This is a genomic window from Paenibacillus sp. FSL M7-0802 (assembly GCF_038004945.1).
GTDB lineage: Bacteria > Bacillota > Bacilli > Paenibacillales > Paenibacillaceae > Paenibacillus > Paenibacillus polymyxa_B.
On record NZ_JBBOSD010000001.1, the window covers coordinates 2,319,181 to 2,337,089 of the forward strand.

Genomic DNA, 17,909 nt, shown 5'->3' on the forward strand with positions numbered 1-17,909 from the left:
AGATTGCTGAGTCTGCGTAAACTTTCCTACGTATTTATTGTGTTAGGCTTACTTTTTATTTTGTTTCCTAAAGCGACAGAATGGAATGAGGATCAGGAACAAAGCAAGCTATTAAAAGCAGCAGAGCTACCATCTGGAAAAAGCGACGCGCTATGGCCCCCCAGTCTTACGGACAGCTATGCTCGCTTGTCCACTCGTCTTACAGAAGTTCCGGTTAGTGAAGCACGACAAAATACTTCCCCATCCCCTGCTCCCATGGTAAGCGCTAATGAACAAACTCCCATAGCCACTATTAGTATAAGTCGTATTGCTTTAAAGCTCCCTGTATTGGAAGGCGCAACGAGGATAAATATGAGACACGCGGCTGTACATATGCCGGAAACGGGGACGCTGGGACAAGCAGGGAATGCCGCCATTGCTGCTCATCGAGCCCGTACCTCTGGACGTTTATTTAATCGTCTAAATGAATTGAAGATCGGGGATAAGATTGTTGTTAACGCTCGGGGTAACCAATATGTATATAGCGTTTATAGCCTGAAGGTGGTCGATCCTACGGACGTGTCTGTTCTGAAAAGCTTCAAAAAACAAAAGCTGCTTACACTGATTACATGTGACCCTCTCGTAAACCCCACCCATCGTCTCATTGTTCAGGCGAAACTAAGCACCTAAAGCTATTTTAAAGCCCTATTTCTATGAGTAAACATAAATCAGGCGGGCCATTCCTGTTCATTACAGAAATACACCCGCCAATGCTCACATCATGATTCAGTTGGATTCTTGGCAATCAGCTTGAAATCATCAAAGTGGAATCCTGGTGCAACCACACAGGTTACCAGCACGGGCTCATCCCCAAGCGGACGTGCCGTTTGCCATACTGCTCCTGGAACGAGTGCTTGTGGATGCTGTCCTGCCCCCACATCCGCACCGACGATAATCACAGTTTCTTCACCAGGCTCTTCTCCGCTTCCACCCAATTTCAACTCTACAGGGCTTCCGCTATGATATAACCACAGCTCATCAGAATGGACCACATGCCACTCGGAGAACTCACCCGGATGCAGCAAGAAATACGTAGACGAAGCTGCAAAGCGCGGACCGGAATACACATCCGGCAGTACAGGCTTCGGAATTTGGAAATGGGCCTTCCACATCTCTTTGTACCAGCCGCCTTCTGGATGGGGCTCCATGCCCAATGCCGTTACTAGCGGTGAAATAGCTTTCGTCATTGTCTAACCTTCCTTTACCCTAAATTCCTTCTTCCCTACTGTAAAACATAGCGTTGCTTTTGTCACGTTTCTCCCTTGGCATGTCGAGGATCAATAGTTTGTGTCAAATTTAATAACATAAAATTACGGATATTTATTCGTTTTCAACATATAAATAACAGTTTACTAGCAAAAAACACACCAAAATACATTACACGTAAAGTTTAGTGACATAAAATCTTGTTTTTTATTGTAAGCTTATAGTATCATGAGAGAAATTTTTAAATTCTAATAGAGCTTGATCATGTCAATCCGTCTACTAAGCTATGTATCCAAGCCTAAAAAGGGGTGAGCTCTCTGATCCAGTTTCGCAACGTCAACAAGCATTACGGTCACTTCCATGTACTCAAAGACATTAATCTTCAGATTAAGGAGGGCGAGGTCGTCGTAATCATCGGTCCCTCCGGCTCGGGTAAAAGCACCCTGCTTCGCTGCATCAATCGTCTGGAAACGATATCGGATGGGGAGCTGATCGTTAACGAGATCCCTGTACATGACAAAAAGATTGATATCAATGCCTTCCGCCGCAATATCGGGATGGTGTTCCAACATTTCAATCTGTATCCCCACAAAAAGGTGATTGAAAACATTGTACTGGCACCTATGAAGGTACTGGGCATCTCGAAAGAAGAAGCTACTCAAACAGCCATCACCTATCTAAAGCGCGTCGGAATCGAAGAAAAGGCACAGAGCTACCCCGCTCAATTGTCCGGTGGACAGCAGCAGCGGGTCGCGATCGCCCGCGGGCTCGCGATGAATCCAAAAATTATGTTGTTTGACGAGCCTACTTCAGCACTTGATCCCGAAACGATCGGAGAGGTACTGGATGTTATGCGCTCGCTCGCCCATCAGGGCATCACAATGGTCATTGTCACTCATGAAATGGGCTTTGCACGTGAAGTGGCGGACCGCGTGATTTTTATGGACAAAGGACAAATTTTGGAAGACAGCCAACCTGTCGAATTTTTTCAGAATCCGGGTGAAGAACGGGCTCGCCTGTTCCTGAGCCGTCTGATTCATCATTAATAGACTACCAATGTAGCGTAAATCGAAAGGGGAATGTTCTGATGAGAAAAAGATTTCAATGGAGTACTTTGGTGCTGGTAGCTTTATCTTGTCTGCTCGTCTTGGCAGGCTGTGGAGGCAAAGAAGGAGCGGCAACGTCGGGGAATCAGCCGGCAGCAGCCAACGGGCTGGAAGCGATCAAACAGCGTGGCAAACTGGTCGTTGGTGTGAAATACGATACCAAGCTGTTCGGACTGAAAGACCCGGCTAGCGGAAAAGTAGAGGGCTTTGATATCGACATCGCTAAGGCTGTAGCCAAATATATTTTTGGCGATGAAACCAAACTTGAACTAAAAGAAGTCACGTCCAAAACACGAATTACCTTATTGCAAAATGGGGACATCGACGCCATTATCGCGACGATGACCATTTCGGACGAACGTAAAAAGCAGGTTGATTTCAGCGACGTCTATTTTAACGCCGGGCAATCTCTGCTTGTGAAAAAAGGGAGCCCCATCACCGGGCTGGAGTCTCTGACCTCGAATACCAAGGTGCTCGCCGTGAAAGGCTCTACCTCCGCCAAAAATATCCGTGAAAAAGCACCTGAAGCAACGATATTGGAATTCGAAAACTATCAGGATGCTTTCAACGCCCTCAAAGCAGGTAAAGGAGAAGCCTTGACTACTGATAACTCTATTCTGCTCGGCATGCAGCAGCAAGACCCGAATTATACTCTTGTAGGCGGGAACTTCACAGAGGAACCTTACGGCATCGCAGTGAAGAAGGGGCAAACCGAACTGCTACAAGCTATTAATGATACGCTCAAGGAACTGAAAAGCAACGGTGAATACGATAAGCTCCACGAGCAATGGCTTGGGGTTAAACCCGAATAATATTCTTGTGAAGGAGCCGCGATTGCGAGCTCCTTCCTTTCTTAAGTCTGGATAAGGAGGTAAATTCGCAGATGCTTACTTTTGATATCAACGTACTTTTCGATCATAGCGACCGTTTCAGAGAAGGCTTGCTTCATACCGTTCAAGCTAGTGTCATTGCCTTGATCGGAAGCTTTATTCTGGGGGCTATTATTGCCATCCTCCGAATTGCGCCTTTTAAATGGCTGAACTGGATTGGTACCGTCTATGTAGAGGTCATCCGCAATATCCCATTGCTGATCGTCGTACTGTTTTTTTATCTCGGGCTTCCTACTTTGGGCATCCCTTTGGACGGATTCGTATCTGGAACGCTCGGATTGACTGTATACACAGCCTCCTTTATTGCTGAAGCCATACGTGCCGGCATTCAATCTGTGCCCAAGGGGCAATTTGAAGCGGCAAGGTCCTCCGGGTTGAGTTACAACCAGACGATGATCAGCATTATTTTACCGCAAGCCATCAAAATTGTACTGCCTGCGATCGGCAACCAATTCATTAATCTGGTCAAAAACTCTTCCGTGCTGGCTATTGTGGCCGGACTGGACCTAATGTATTACTCGGACCTCATTAACTCGGATACCTTCCTGCCCATCACAGTCTACGCCATCACGGCGCTGTTGTATCTTATCTTGACGGTTCCGCTTAGCTTTCTTGTACTTTATATGGAACGGCGTCTGTCCAAAACATCCTAAGGAGGGAAGCCCGTATGGATTTCGGTGGATTGTTTGTGTGGCCTAATGTGCGTTTTATACTGGAGGGCTTCCTGCTCACACTGGAGGTTGCTATTTACTCTATCGTGTTCAGCTTCGTTCTTGGTATCTTATTCGGCATTCTGCGCTATACCCGCTTACCTGTTATTTCACAGGTTGCAGCCTTTATCATTGATCTCATTCGCAATCTTCCATTATTGCTCATTATTTTCTTCATCGGCATGGTTTTACCATCCATCGGAATTTCGATTTCCCTCAAGTGGGCAGCCATTACAGGCCTGTCGATCTTCGAGGGAGCCATGATCGCCGAGATTGTGCGCAGCGGTCTGAATTCGGTCCATAAAGGACAGGTGGAAGCCGCACGTTCCTCCGGTTTAAGCTATTCTCAAACCTTATGGCATATCATTCTGCCCCAAGCGCTTCGTCGCATGGTGCCCCCGATTGTCAGCCAGTTCATTTCCCTATTCAAGGATACCTCACTGGCTGTCATTATCAGTTTGCCGGAGCTGACGCATAACATTCAGATTGTCGGTGGGCAAAATCAATCTTTTGTCATTCCAGCCCTGCTGTTCGCAGCTTTCCTGTACTTTGCTGTCAATTACAGTATGTCACTGATTGCACGCAGGCTGGAAGTTCGTACACATTAAAGCTCCTGATACTCATCAGGGGTGCCACTAGTTGGAACGCACTGTTAGTACAGCTTGTATCTTTTCAATCAATCGCTTCAACGCTTCTCCCTGATAACGGCCAGACTGATAAATCAACTCTAGCTGACCCTGGAGCACGCCGCACAAAATAGGTACAGTGCAAAATTGTGAGCGATCCAATTCTGCCGCAAGGGACTCCGTCTGTAGGGTTACGGCAAGTCCCTCCTGTACCCAGCGCAGGATTGAAGGTATGGAATTTGTCTCCAAGACGGTTGCAAAGGGATACCCGCGATCACGGAAGCACTTCTCAATCAGTTTCCTGCCGGGATGACACTCTGGCTGCATCGCCCAGGGTACATGCCTCAATTCGTCCAGCGTAATGGAAGTACGGTTGGAAAACACATGCTCTACCGGAACAACAAGACAGTAGTTCTCCGTACGAAGAGGAAGCTGGACAAGCCTTTCATCCGTACCCGAATGCAGCGTAATGCCAACATCCACTCGGTTATCCAACAGCTGTTCTGTTACATCAAATGATGGATGGATGTGCAGGCTGACTTTAGGAAATGACTGATGAAAATGGATAAGCATTTCTTGCAATGGTTCCTCCAGCTCCGGTAATGCGATACCAATCCGCAAACTCCCGCGTTGCTCGGTGCGCAACTCCTCAATGGAAGCCTTTGCTTGCTGTAAATCCTTGAGCGCATGTGCACTGTGTTGCAGCAACAATTTTCCGGCATCTGTCATTTTAATTTTCTTGCCTGCACGGTCAAAAAGCGTCATGCCCAATTCCTCTTCCAACGCCTTAATTTGCAAGCTAAGCGTGGGTTGGGAGATTCCGATCTTTTCCGAAGCTTTCGTAAAATGCAGTTCCTCGCATACGGCAATGAAGTATTGAAGCTGACGTATTTCCGTCTTCCTTCTCTCCCTTCGAGAATCCCCAGAATGATTGCATTAAAAGGTCAAAAGAAGCGCAAAATCGGATCCATCCGGTTCGCGCTTCTTCTTCAGGTTGTTGCGCTTTTTTAGATTATTGGGCTACTTCGGCTTTTTCCGCAGTCAACGTAATATTCGCAAACGTGTCTGCATCATACTCCTTGCCACGGGTAATATCGTAATTAGCTACCCGATTATTCACTGCCTCCAGCGAATAACGGAATAACGTCGGTACAATGGGCGCCTCCTCGCTCATATACGCCTGCCACTGATTGTATATATCTTTACGATAATTGTCGTCAAAGGCTTTCACAGACACCCCTTCCTGCAACAGCTTATCATTCTCTTCACTGGTAAAGCGCGAGTAGTTAAAGCTGGCTCCGCGTCCATACAGCCCACTAGGGTTTACATCTGTACCTGTACTCCATGCGCCGCCAAAAATATCAATGCCGGGGTCATCCTTCTGCACACGATCATAGAAAGAATTGAACTCAAGCAGACGACCGTCCACCAGCTCGACATGAAGTCCGACATCCTTCCAGTTTTGCAAATAAAACTTTGCCAGCGATTCAGCTGTCGCATCTCCGCTCATTGCCGCATAATGGAGAACCAGTTCCTTGCCCTTAGGGTCCTCACGGTATCCATCTCCATTGGTGTCCACATAGCCTGCCTCGTCCAGCAGCTTTTTCGCCTTGTCCGGGTCATACGCGATGCCCTTTGCATTTATATCATGATATCCCTTAAAGGCAGGCGGAATCAGGGATGTTGCTGGAATCCGAAGTCCATGATAGAGCTGCTTGCCGACCTGCTCATTATTCAGCGCATAGCCGAGGGCCTGACGCAATGACTTGTTCGCCAGCTTGGCGTTCGGGTCCATGATATTTAGATTCTTGGCCTGATCGAATTTGCCCATCTTAAAGCCCACATAGCTATAAGATAATTCCTCCTGACCGAGAAACTGTACATTTTTCGGATTACTGGCCTCATTGTAACGGGTGGTTGGATAGCTGGCCCAATCGACTTCTCCACTTTTCAGCGCCTCGGTAATGACATTCGGGTTCACCACCTTCAGATGAAGGCCATCCAACTTGGGCTCACCGTGGAAATAATCTTCATTTTTGACGAATTCCACAGATTCACCTGTGACCATTGATTTAATTTTGAACGGTCCATAGCCAATCGGATTTTTACGGACAGGATCAGATCCGGCCATATCTTTCACGGGGATATTCTGAAATACCTTTTTCTCCAGTGGTGTAGACCAAAGTCCCGATTTCACCGAAGGATTAGGTTCCTTGAAGTGAATGGTAACCTCTTTCTCATTCAGCACCTTGATGCCAGAAATGGTTTTGGCCTTACCCGCGTGATAATCCTCCATGCCCACAATGTTGGTCATAAAGCTATCATAACGCGGACCTTCGTAGTCTTTATGACCGATCACTTCATAGGAAAAAGCATAGTCCTCTGCCGTTACGGGATTACCATCCGTCCAGTTCAGTTTGGGATCAATTTTTACAGTCACCGCCTTATTGTCTGGGGAAAAGGAAATCGTCGCCGCTCCTTTATTGTCAATATTTAGATTGGAGTCAATCGAAAACATAGAAGGGTAGAAAAACTGGAAGACTTCAAAATCAGGATTGCCTTCATAAAATACAGGATTCAGAATACCTTCAAAAGGGGTATCAGACACGAGTGCATAATTGATGATGCCACCCTTAATCGGGGCCTTATCGTTCTTGATCGCCTTCTCCAGCGCTGTGGCATTCACCTGCTTGCTGTCGGACCCTGTGCCGCCTGTACCGTCAGACGATTTCCCTCCATTCGAAGCGGAAGGCGAACCGCTGCATGCGGCCAGAGAAAGCACCAAAATTGCAGATAGAACAGGCAGAATTCCTTTTTTCCAGTGTTTAACCATTGTAAATCCCTCCTTGTCATTGTCCTTATCCTTGAACTTCGGTTAACCCAATCGTTGTCTGGCATCCGTGGCGCGTTTGAGCGCCTGGCCAATAAAGTTAATCGCCAACATTAGCACCAAAATAAGCAGTGAGGCAGGCAACCACATCCACCAACTATTCTGCAAAACATCCGGGTCATTCGCATAACTCACCAGTGTACCCAAGCTTGGCGTAGATTCCGGTAAGCCAAAACCGAGATAAGAAAGCCCCGTCTCAATCCCGATATTTCCCGCTAAGCTGAGGGTCAGATTGACGATCACGACCGAGCTAAGATTAGGCAGCACGCCAAACCAGATGATTTTCCAATTGGGTGTGCCAAGGGTTTTGGAAGCCTGCACATAATCCAGTTCGCGCTCCGACAACACCTTGGCCCGGATCAGACGTGCTTTTCCAATCCATAAAAAGGCGGTCATGATAAAAATAAAGGACCCTATGCCGCTTTTGGGTACAATGCTGACAAATACGATGACCAACATCAGAAATGGAAGTACCAGAATAAAATCAATGATCCGCATGATGATGTTATCGACCAGCCCCCCATAAAAACCAGCCAGCAAACCTAACGTTAAGCCAATAGCGGCAGATAACAATGTAATCGTAAAGCCGATCGTGAAGGAATTGCGGGCTCCAATGACCAGCTGGCCAAAAATATCCCTGCCCGCTCGATCTGTGCCCAGCCAATGCACTGAGCCGGGAGCTTCACGGATTGCGCCCAAATCCACCGTCGTGACTACATCCTGATTTACAAACAGGACAGAGGCATATATAAAGATCAAGAACAGAATTACAAAGCCAATGGAAACCAAGGCCATTTTGTCACGCACCAGCTCACGACGCAGTACAGACCAACTGGATGGTGATTTACGAATGATTTCCGGCGTGAAGACCTCCTCCACCTGTATAGACACCATAATCCCTCCCTTTCTCTAGACTTGTTCGCTATTCAATTCGAATGCGGGGATCGACTTTGCTCAGGATGACATCAGATAAAAGGGTTCCTAATAGCGCCAAGAAGCCGGAGACCATGACCAGTGCGTTCACGACTGAAAAATCCCGTTGAGTGATGGACTGGAGAAATAGTTGGCCCAACCCCGGGTATCCAAAAATAGATTCAAGGAAAATGTTACCTGCAATTACTCCCGTCAGGTCATAGCCCAAAAAGGCAGCAATCGGCAATAGAGAGTTTTTGAAAATATGGCGGGAATAAATTTTACCTTCGGGCACCCCTTTGGAACGCGCTGTTTTCACAAAATCCTTCAGTCGTGTGTCAATGACCTCATTGCGCAAATACTGAATCGTAGCCGTTGTACTGAGCAATGCGCCTGTAACCGCCGGTAAAATGAGATGATACGACTTGTTCACGTAATATGACCATGTCCCCGGCTCCACGCCTACATCCACACTGCCGCTGGTTGGAAACCAGCCGAGCCTGAATCCGAATACGTACAGCAGCAACAACGCGAGTATAAATAGAGGTGTGGCAAAGCTGAGATAGGTATAGCCCACTACGGTTTTGTCCAGCAGACTATGCTGATAACGACCGCTGAGTACGCCGAGCGGAATGGCGATCAGATACGTCAGAACCAGAATTACTACGCCCAGAAAGAACGTGTTTCCCAGACGGCTGCCAATCAGATCGGTAACGCTAATTTTATGTACATAAGATTTGCCCAGATCCCCGTGAGCAAGCTGGACGAGCCAGTTCCCATACTGCACCCACACCGGGTCATTCAGTCCCAGTCTTTGTCGCTGTTCTTCCAGTACGGCCGGATTCAGATTGGGTGTCGAAGTAATAAGTCCTGTCAGTGCATCCCCCGGCATAGCCTTAGCCAGGAAAAATATAAGCACGCTCAGTGCAAAAAGTTGAGGGATCATAACCAGCAGCCGACGCAGTGTAAATTTCCACATTTCTGTACCCCCCTTATGGTAGCGCGACTTGATGGGATGGACTTACTGATTTTAGTGCAAACGGCTTTCCACTCACGTCTAGATGTTTGGGCAGCTCTGTTTTGTAGGAGGATAAGAGCATTCGCCTTTTTTGGGCATTTTCCAGCCGTTTTGTAGGATCAATATTGGGAATGGTTGCAATGAGGCGCTGGGTATACAGATGCTGTGGACGCTCATAAATGTCTTGCTCGCTCCCCTGCTCCACTAGACGGCCTCGATACATAATACCGATTTGGTCGCACATATGGCGGATAATACCCAAGTCATGACTGATGAACAAATACGTCAAATTAAATTCCCGTTGCACATCCTTCATAAAATTCAGCACCTGTGCCTGCACGGAAACGTCCAGTGCCGACACCGGCTCATCAGCAATGATCAGCTTGGGGTTTAATGTCAGCGCACGCGCGATCCCGATCCGTTGCCGTTGCCCCCCGGAAAATTCATGCGGATATTTGTAGGCTGCATCGGCGTTCAAGCCGACCTTTTCCAGCAACGTCTGTACTTTCCTCCGTTCCTCCTCACTGCTCAGCCTTTCAAAATTTCGCAGCGGTTCAGCAATGACATCCAATACGCGCTTGCGCGGGTTGAGCGAAGAGTAGGGGTCCTGAAAAATCATCTGAATGTCTCTACGCAGCGGATGACGGTTGTTACGGCTCAGAGCCGCAAGGTCCTTTCCCTTAAAAAGAATCCGTCCGCTCGTCAGCTTATTTAGACCGATGATCGTCCTGCCTGTCGTCGTTTTTCCACAGCCGGATTCTCCCACCAGCCCGTATGTCTGGCCTGCCTCAATGCTGATCGACACGCCATCCACTGCTTTCACCTGATCGATAACACGCTGGAAGAAACCACCGCGCACCGGATAGTGGACCCTCAAATCATTTAACTCCAGTAGTGCCATGAGCAGCTTCCCCCTTTGCCTCGTCTTCAAAATGAAAATGCTGGTAACATGTACAACGGACCCAATGTCCAGGGGAAATTTCATTTAGTTGGGGATGGTCTTCATGCACTCCCTGCTGAATCCAGGGAATACGCGGGGCAAAGCGACAGCTATTGCGGGGAATATCTTGTAATGAGGGAACAATGCCGCCGATGACATGCAGTGATTCCCCCTTGGTATGCGATCCCGGCATGGAAGCAAGCAAAGAACGCGTGTACGGATGCTGTGGATGCCTGAATAATTCAAAAACATCAGCGCTCTCCACGATTTCTCCGGCATACATGACCACCACGCGGTCGGCTACTTCTGCCACAACACCAAGATCATGCGTAATCAAGATAATTCCGCTCCCACTCTCCTGTTGAAGCTGTTTGAGCAAGTCGAGAATTTGCGATTGGATCGTTACATCGAGCGCAGTAGTTGGTTCATCTGCGATAATAAGAGAAGGTCGGCAAGCTATGGCAATCGCGATCATCACACGCTGACGCATCCCTCCTGACAGTTCATGCGGATACTGCTCATACACACGCACAGGATTCGGTATATCTACGCTTTCCAGCAGCTCCAGCACACGTTCCCTTTTTTGCTTCGTAGATAGTGACGTATGATAATCAAGATTTTCCTCAATCTGCTTACCAATGCTCATTAACGGGTTGAGTGCTGTCAGCGGGTCCTGAAAGATCATGCCAATGCCCGCTCCGCGGATTTTATTCATTTGCCCTGAAGAAAGACGGTTCAGGTCCGTGCCTTTAAAAAGGACCTCTCCCTCTACACGCGTGCGTTCCATGTCATGCAGTTGTGCGATCGAAAGCGCCAGCGCGCTTTTGCCACAGCCGGATTCTCCGACTACAGCCAGCACTTCATTGGGGTTGACCGTCAGATCCAGATGGTCGACTGCGGGGTGATATTGATCCTTGATGCGAAAAGATACGGATAATCCTTTAATTTCCAACACGGGTCCGGTATTCAATGCGCGCTTCCTCCATTCTCCATGGTCTTGTCCCGCTTATTCTCACCATGTTTGATGTTTAAAACCTCTCATGAACATTACATACCGTTTTTGTCGGAATAATTTGAATACATCCTATCACCAGTATATGGATATATCAATTAAGATTATGCTATCAACATCATTTAAAAAATCAATGATCCAGCAGTAGCGCGGCCTTTCTGGCACAAAATGTAATGAAATAACCAACCACAGGTTAATTTTCATCACAAAAAAAGTCGCCTGATCCCTCTGCAGGGATCAAACGACTAACTAATACCAGCTCACATTGAGCTTCTGGCGATAATTATGAAGCCGCTCCATAGGAGCCAGACTTGAACGTTCTAGGATCGTACCATTTGTAGCCTGCTGCCGGAGCAGACCAAGGCTCAGCCTGCGGTTCCGTAGAAGCCGCAGGCTCCTCGAATGGCAGAAGCTTCGTGGGTTGATCCAGAGTCAAACCTGCCACATCAGACAATTTCGAATAGTCCTGCTTCCATGCAAGCCATTGGACCGTTTGCACCAGGAAGGTGGAATCATCCACTTCCTTGAAACCATCATATGTCTTCTTCGACTGTCCGTTTTCCTCACGCACATATTTCGGTGTAGCATCTTCTACAGGGGAAGAATCACCGATGAACGCTGCCTTGCCTTGACCTACCTTGGAAATAGCAGCATAAGGTCCTTCCGCACGGCCCCCGCCGTTATAAACTCCCTGGTCTACCGCATTACCCCATTTTTTCGTGCCTGAAGGGATATAAGCAATGCCTTTAGCCTTGGTAGGATCCATAATAGCCAGCGTAGATCCTGCATGCATTGCAATCGAGCGCACACCCTTGGTAATGCCGAAAGATTGATCTGCGGCTACAATGTCGGTAGCATTCACGTCACCGAGCGCATTGTAACGGAAACGAACGCCAAAGTTGGTCGCCAGCCAATCGGAGCTTGTTAATCCTTGCATCGCCGGTGATGCAGCTTCTTCTGCAGTCATGCCCTTGGCCGGATTAGTATAGGCTCCACGACGGTAACCATTCATAACCTCGGAGGAATCCCAACGGTTTTTGTTACGGTCCGCATTATAATGATCGGAGATGAAGAAGACGCTCCCCCCGCTATTCACGTATTGCAGCAGGGCAGCCTGCTCGGATGCCTTAAAGGCAACATTCGCTTCACCAATAATGAACACATCATATTGGCGCAACTTATCATATGTTATAGCCTGCTCTCCATAAGTAAAAGGAATGGGACGATTCAATTGGTCTACCGTAAAGCCTACATTACGCAGTCCATTGGCAAAGTCGGAGAAGGCGCCTTCAATGACCCAATCTGCTGCACCAGCGGTCTGTGCGTGCGTATTATCGAACAGCACCTTTTTGCCTTTTCCATCCGGCAGTGTAGTACCGGGTTGACCCGGGTTGCCAGGTTCGCCTGGTTCCCCCGGCTCGCTTCCGCTCACCAGTTCAACAGCGCTTGGGCTTTTCACTCCACCAAAATTATTGTAGGCGCCGAGTGTACCCGTCACACGAATTTTGCTGCCGATCAGCTCAGGATGGCCTGATAGCCCATATTGCCCTCTGTACGCTGAAGTCAGCTGTACATCCAACAGATTAGACGTATTACGTTCATTTGCCTGATCGGCAATCAGTACGTTAAAATCATTCGCGAACGGGGAAGAAAAGTTAGCCGTTTTCGATCCGGTAGCATGTCCGACGATGTAACCTTCCACCGTCACCGTACCTCCACTGCTTTGGCGCTGAAGTGCTTCGGCTACTGTCAATGCTCCCTCCGCCTTGACCTGACCGAATGGAACGAAGATCCCAATCAGCAGTGATACGATCGCTGCTAGATGCAACATCCCTTTTAAGCGTGAACCTGTGAATCGCAAGCCTTTTACCATACGTCAATATCCCTCCTATGATTTCCATAAATATACTTGTCCTTTATCAGATTAGCCGCCAATCTTCTAATTCCTTCCTGGTTTCATCCATAATTATGTAAATTTTAATCTTTTTTATTGGAAACGCACCTGTTTATGTAAAAATTAAACCTGTGATTGACACCGAGCACGGCATACATTACGCTAAGGAAGACATGTAGAACGGTATACGCGAATGAAGATGACGGGAGAGTCTGTCCAGGGAGCCTACACTCTGGCGGCACCGAAGGAGCAAGACGTCAGCACCCGGCTGACGGATAATCTCTCAGGTCCATGTATCGTCATCTGACGCAACTCTGGAGAGAGCGCAAGCCACCCAAGGGGTAAGGCGGTAAGAACACCGCACGAAACTCTCAGGTAACGAGGACAGAGATAAGGGAAACTTCCTTATCCTGTCCTTTTTTGTGCTCACATTGTGCGTCAGCATTAGGAACCGTTAACCGCGCAAAGACGCGGAAATACCATATAGTATGGTATTAGAACATACAGGGGGCCACACCATGCGTTTCAAAGATGTATTTTCTATTATCGGTCCGGCCATGACCGGACCTTCCAGTTCACACACCGCAGGCGCGGTGCGGCTTGCACGCGTTGCCCGGCACTGGCTCGGGACGCAGCCTGACCGTGCCCGCATGACGCTGTACGGCTCCTTTGCCGACACGTATAAAGGACACGGTACAGACCTGGCGCTCATCGCAGGGCTGCTTAATTACGATACGGACGATCACCGGATTCCGGATGCCGAGCAATGGGCAGAGCAAGCCGGGATGGCCGTGGAATTCGCCGTCAGCGGACTCCCCGCGCCTCATCCGAACACTGTCCGTTTCGAGCTGTGGAAGGGCGAGGATCAGCGCACACTGTTGGGCTCCTCCATCGGCGGCGGCAGCATCCATGTCCAGCAGCTTAACGAATTCCGGGTCAATCTGACCGGGGAGCTGCCTACGCTGGTGCTTCTCCACTCGGATAAGCCCGGTACATTGGGCGCGATAACTTCAGCGCTGGGCGCGGCCCACATTAACATTGCCTATATGCACGTAGATCGCAAAGGCCGGGATGGTGAAGCACTCACCGCCATTGAAACGGACAGTTCTGCTCCAGCTGAACTGATTGCGGAACTGCGTTCTTTACCTCATATGTATGAAATTAAGATGATTAATTTGAAAAAAGGAGCTGAATCCGATGCGGTTTAGCCATCTGCATGAAATCAGCGCTTTATGCGCTGAAGAATCCACCACAATTGGCCGCTTGATGATTCAAGAGCAGGTACAAGAGACGAATACAACGGAGGAAGAAATCTTTCGCCAAATGTCTGATTATTATGAAGTCATGAAGGAAGCCGTTCATCGCGGTCAAACACAAGACACCGTATCCCGCAGTGGATTGACAGGCGGTGACGGCAAGCGCCTAGCCGAGTATCTGCGGTCAGGGGAAACCTGCTCCGGTGATGCCTCCGCGCTCGCCATGGCTTATGCCCTCTCCGTGTCGGAGGTTAATGCATCCATGGGTCGCATTGTCGCCACGCCTACCGCAGGCTCATGTGGGGTTATCCCTGGTGTGTTCATCAGTGCGCAGGAGCGGTTCGGCTGGGATGATGAGCATATGGTGAACGGCCTGTTCGCCGCTGGAGCCATTGGCTACGTGATCGCCAACAACTCCTTCATTTCTGGCGCGGAGGGAGGCTGTCAGGCTGAGATTGGTTCAGCTATCGGGATGGCTGCTGGCGCTATGGTCGAGCTGCGTGGTGGTACGCCTGAACAGGCTGTTCACGCCGTGGGCCTCGCTCTTAAGAACACGCTCGGCCTGATTTGCGATCCCGTCGCCGGACTCGTGGAGATTCCGTGCATCGTGCGCAACGGGCTGGGAGCCGTGACTGCGCTTGCCGCAGCGGATATGGCTTTGGCGGGTGTGCGCAGCGCTATTCCGTCTGACGAAGTCATTGACGTGATGCTTGAAGTCGGCAGTGCGATGCCGTCGAAGCACCGCGAGACCGCCAAAGGCGGCTTGGCCCAGACGCCGACTGGCAAGCGTTTGACTGAATCACTTACACGCAACACACCGACCAAGAAGGATAAGTCATAATTTATAAGCGGTAGCCTCCTTAAAAAAAAGAGCAAGCATGTCGTCCTTGGACGTATGCTTGCTCTCTTTTTTACTGAACGGTTACCTGTATCTTCGTCATTTTACCTGCATATTTCACAGTAATTACTGCTTTGCCCTTGCCCTGTGCCTTAATGTTACCGTCTTTGACGGTCGCAACAACAATTCTGGACGAGGACCAGACAGCCGGTTTGGAAACATCCTTCTCCGACTCATCCTTATACGTGGCTGTAGCCGTAACCTTGGCCAGCTGTCCTGCCTTCAAATTCAAAGCAACTTCGTCTGTTTGCAGATATTTAAGCGTATCAACATCCACGGGTACGCTGATTACCTTCCCGCCAAACTTCGCCTGAATGTTAGCTTTACCGTAGCTAACCGCAGTAACCTGACCCTTTTTAACAGTGGCTACCTTATAATTAGACGTTTTCCATTCAGCTTGGGCCGTAACGTCCTTTTCTTTACCATCACTCGATTTAACCACAATCGCGATGGTTTTTTGATCTCCGGATTTAAGTGACAACGCGATTGCATCCGCTTCAATCTTTTGCGCTACGTCCACTTCTACCGTAAACGTAATGTTTTGCTTGCCATATGAAGCAGTCACCGTTGCCTTACCGCTACCATTCGCTTTGATCAAACCTTCGCTAACTTCAACCACTTTTACATTGCTCGTTGTCCAGGTGGCGTCCTTGGTTACATCTGTTTTTGTACCGCCACTCTTAACTCCTGTTACTTTCAGCTGCTTCGTTTCCTGAGCACCAAGCGCAATTACACGCGAGTCTGTTTCCAGACGGTCTACAAGGCCTACTTGTACGTTAATCGTCAGTTTTTTGCCATTATAGGTCGCTGTAATAACCGCTTTACCAGCGGATTTACCCGTAATCGTTCCTTTGGACACAGAAGCAATATCTTCCGCGCTTGAAGCCCATTCTGCATCCTGTGTTACATCTTCCTTACGCCCATCCGCATAAGTAGCCGTCAAAGTTGCAGTATAGTCCTCATCAATATCAATCGTTGCCGTTTTGGAGGACAGAGACAGATCACCGGGTACATTTACGGATACCGTAGCTGTAACTGTTTTGCCACCATAAGAAGCGGTGATCGTAGCCTCACCTGTTTTATAACCCGTGACTTCTCCCGCACTGACAAAAGCGATATCTTCATTGCTGGACTTCCACTCTGCCTTACTTGTGATATCTTCTTCCGTACCTGTTACATACGTTGCGGTCAGCTTGAGCTTTTTGGATTCCTTGGCATTCAGGCTCAGCTTGTCCTCACTCAAATCCAAATATCTGGAGGTTTCGACATCTGTCTTGATCGAAACAGTCTTATCTCCATACTTAGCGGTCACCGTAGCCGAACCCGCTCCAATGGCCATAATCGTTCCCTTATTCACAGTCGCAATTTTTTCATCGCTTGATGTCCAAGTAGCTTTATCTGTGATATCCGTTACCGTCCCATCCGGATAAACGGCAGAAACTTGTATTTTTTTAGATTCATCCAGACGGAGAAAAATATTGGATTCGCTGGCTTTCAGCTTATTCGTTTGATCGACATCTACCGAAATCGTAGCGGACATCGTGCCATATTTACCTGTAATTGTCGCCTTTCCCGCGCTGTAGCCGGTAATGGTGCCTTTCAGTACATCCGCCACAGCTGCATTGCTGGAGCTCCATTCAGCGGACTCTGTTACGTCCTGTACCGATCCATCCGGGAACGTCGCCGTAAGTTTAACCTTCTCAGTATCCTTCAGCAAAAGAGAAACCTCTGATGAACTGACATCGAGACGTTTAACCTGCTCCACCTGCACAGCAATGGTTACGGTCTGTTGACCATATACGGCCTTAATATTGGCTGTACCTGCTCCCTGAGCGGTAACCAATCCGTTAACTACTGTGGCTACCTTTTGATTATCGGAGGTCCAAGTAGCATCACCCGAAACCTGAGCTGTTGTATTATCACTGTATGTCGCTGTCAAATCAACCTGTCCTGTACCGCTTGAACGCAAGTTCAGGCTTTGTACACTGGATGTCAGCGCCTTAACCTTTTTCGTTACATGTACCTGAACCGATTGCACCTTCTCTTTATAGGTCGCAACCACGGTGGCTTCCCCTTCAGCCTTGGCCGAAACTGTACCGTTATACACAGTAGCAATAGCTGTATTATCACTTTTCCAATCCGTGCTTACGGTTACATTCGAGGTTGTCCCATCGCTAAAAACAGCAGTAGCTGTCAACGCAGCCGTATCTCCCTGCTGCAAAGTTACCTCGTTAGAGGAAAGGACAATCTTGGAAAGCACCGCATCCGCAGCAGATGCAAACCCTGCATATGATGTAAAACTTGAAATCAGGATGACCAACGCCAGAAAACCGGACCATCTATTCTTCAAAATCTAATTCCCTCCCATTCCAAAACTTAAATTAAGGATTTCGCAAAATCCTTACACCTACGTTTTATGTCGTCATATGGAAAAGAATAGTTTAGGCTTCGAAGGAAATTTGGTCCTTATTAACTAGATCATTTCTGATAAAGATTAGACATTACAATTTGT

16 protein-coding genes, 1 pseudogene and 1 riboswitch are annotated in these 17,909 nt (G+C 48.3%); of the genes and pseudogenes, 7 read left to right on the top strand and 10 right to left on the bottom strand.

Annotation, left to right across the window (positions count from 1 at the left end; genetic code table 11):
• Positions 1–3 precede the first annotated feature (3 nt).
• Positions 4–669, top strand: a complete 666-nt coding sequence (locus MHB54_RS10830) for a class D sortase (RefSeq protein WP_023986684.1) — start codon at positions 4–6, stop codon at positions 667–669.
• An 89-nt stretch (positions 670–758) separates the two neighbouring features.
• On the opposite strand, the gene MHB54_RS10835 is transcribed toward MHB54_RS10830, so the two are convergent.
• Positions 759–1,226: a cupin domain-containing protein gene (locus tag MHB54_RS10835; RefSeq protein WP_068941027.1), complete on the bottom strand. Its 468-nt coding sequence runs from the start codon at positions 1,224–1,226 to the stop codon at positions 759–761.
• Positions 1,227–1,553: 327 nt separating this feature from the next.
• Here MHB54_RS10835 and MHB54_RS10840 point away from each other — a divergent pair, with 327 nt between their 5' ends.
• The 4 genes from MHB54_RS10840 (at position 1,554) to MHB54_RS10855 (ending at position 4,559) form a co-directional block, all read left to right on the top strand.
• The gene (locus MHB54_RS10840; protein WP_028541228.1) at positions 1,554–2,291 is read left to right on the top strand and encodes an amino acid ABC transporter ATP-binding protein; all 738 of its coding nucleotides are present in this window, start codon (positions 1,554–1,556) and stop codon (positions 2,289–2,291) included.
• 41 nt (positions 2,292–2,332) lie between these two features.
• Complete coding sequence (locus MHB54_RS10845) at positions 2,333–3,163, top strand: transporter substrate-binding domain-containing protein (RefSeq protein ID WP_340981600.1); 831 nt, start codon at positions 2,333–2,335, stop codon at positions 3,161–3,163.
• 71 nt (positions 3,164–3,234) lie between these two features.
• The gene (locus MHB54_RS10850; RefSeq protein WP_023986681.1) at positions 3,235–3,894 is read left to right on the top strand and encodes an amino acid ABC transporter permease; all 660 of its coding nucleotides are present in this window, start codon (positions 3,235–3,237) and stop codon (positions 3,892–3,894) included.
• A 14-nt stretch (positions 3,895–3,908) separates the two neighbouring features.
• Entirely contained in the window at positions 3,909–4,559 is a 651-nt protein-coding gene (locus tag MHB54_RS10855; RefSeq protein WP_028541230.1) for an amino acid ABC transporter permease, read from the top strand.
• Between the two features lie 27 nt (positions 4,560–4,586).
• On the opposite strand, the gene MHB54_RS10860 is transcribed toward MHB54_RS10855, so the two are convergent.
• The 8 genes and pseudogenes from MHB54_RS10860 to MHB54_RS10895 all read right to left on the bottom strand — a co-directional run bounded on the left by MHB54_RS10860 (position 4,587) and on the right by MHB54_RS10895 (position 13,222).
• Entirely contained in the window at positions 4,587–5,342 is a 756-nt protein-coding gene (locus MHB54_RS10860) for a LysR family transcriptional regulator substrate-binding protein (protein WP_256704500.1), read from the bottom strand.
• Between the two features lie 6 nt (positions 5,343–5,348).
• Positions 5,349–5,468: pseudogene (locus tag MHB54_RS10865) on the bottom strand (LysR family transcriptional regulator); the annotation flags it as partial.
• A gap of 121 nt (positions 5,469–5,589) precedes the next feature.
• Entirely contained in the window at positions 5,590–7,410 is a 1,821-nt protein-coding gene (opp4A, locus tag MHB54_RS10870) for an oligopeptide ABC transporter substrate-binding protein (protein WP_028541232.1), read from the bottom strand.
• Between the two features lie 42 nt (positions 7,411–7,452).
• Positions 7,453–8,361 (bottom strand): ABC transporter permease, encoded by a 909-nt coding sequence (locus tag MHB54_RS10875; RefSeq protein WP_023986676.1) that lies wholly within the window; start codon positions 8,359–8,361, stop codon positions 7,453–7,455.
• Positions 8,362–8,389: 28 nt separating this feature from the next.
• The gene (gene opp4B, locus MHB54_RS10880; protein WP_023986675.1) at positions 8,390–9,358 is read right to left on the bottom strand and encodes an oligopeptide ABC transporter permease; all 969 of its coding nucleotides are present in this window, start codon (positions 9,356–9,358) and stop codon (positions 8,390–8,392) included.
• Between the two features lie 13 nt (positions 9,359–9,371).
• Positions 9,372–10,298: an ABC transporter ATP-binding protein gene (locus tag MHB54_RS10885; RefSeq protein WP_028541233.1), complete on the bottom strand. Its 927-nt coding sequence runs from the start codon at positions 10,296–10,298 to the stop codon at positions 9,372–9,374.
• A complete protein-coding gene (locus MHB54_RS10890; RefSeq protein WP_053324471.1) occupies positions 10,276–11,307 on the bottom strand; it encodes an ABC transporter ATP-binding protein in 1,032 nt (343 codons plus the stop codon). The genes MHB54_RS10885 and MHB54_RS10890 overlap by 23 nt, the downstream gene beginning before the upstream one ends.
• Positions 11,308–11,632: 325 nt before the next feature.
• The gene (locus MHB54_RS10895) at positions 11,633–13,222 is read right to left on the bottom strand and encodes a DUF6359 domain-containing protein (RefSeq protein ID WP_023986672.1); all 1,590 of its coding nucleotides are present in this window, start codon (positions 13,220–13,222) and stop codon (positions 11,633–11,635) included.
• Positions 13,223–13,436: 214 nt separating this feature from the next.
• Positions 13,437–13,552, top strand: a riboswitch (glycine riboswitch).
• A 209-nt stretch (positions 13,553–13,761) separates the two neighbouring features.
• Here MHB54_RS10895 and sdaAB point away from each other — a divergent pair.
• Both sdaAB and sdaAA read left to right on the top strand, forming a co-directional pair.
• Positions 13,762–14,451 (top strand): L-serine ammonia-lyase, iron-sulfur-dependent subunit beta, encoded by a 690-nt coding sequence (sdaAB, locus tag MHB54_RS10900; RefSeq protein WP_013308430.1) that lies wholly within the window; start codon positions 13,762–13,764, stop codon positions 14,449–14,451.
• Entirely contained in the window at positions 14,441–15,340 is a 900-nt protein-coding gene (gene sdaAA / locus MHB54_RS10905; protein WP_013308429.1) for an L-serine ammonia-lyase, iron-sulfur-dependent, subunit alpha, read from the top strand. The genes sdaAB and sdaAA overlap by 11 nt, the downstream gene beginning before the upstream one ends.
• A gap of 70 nt (positions 15,341–15,410) precedes the next feature.
• On the opposite strand, the gene MHB54_RS10910 is transcribed toward sdaAA, so the two are convergent.
• On the bottom strand, positions 15,411–17,747 hold the full coding sequence (locus MHB54_RS10910) for an Ig-like domain-containing protein (protein ID WP_068941007.1): 2,337 nt from the start codon (positions 17,745–17,747) through the stop codon (positions 15,411–15,413).
• Positions 17,748–17,909 lie beyond the last annotated feature (162 nt).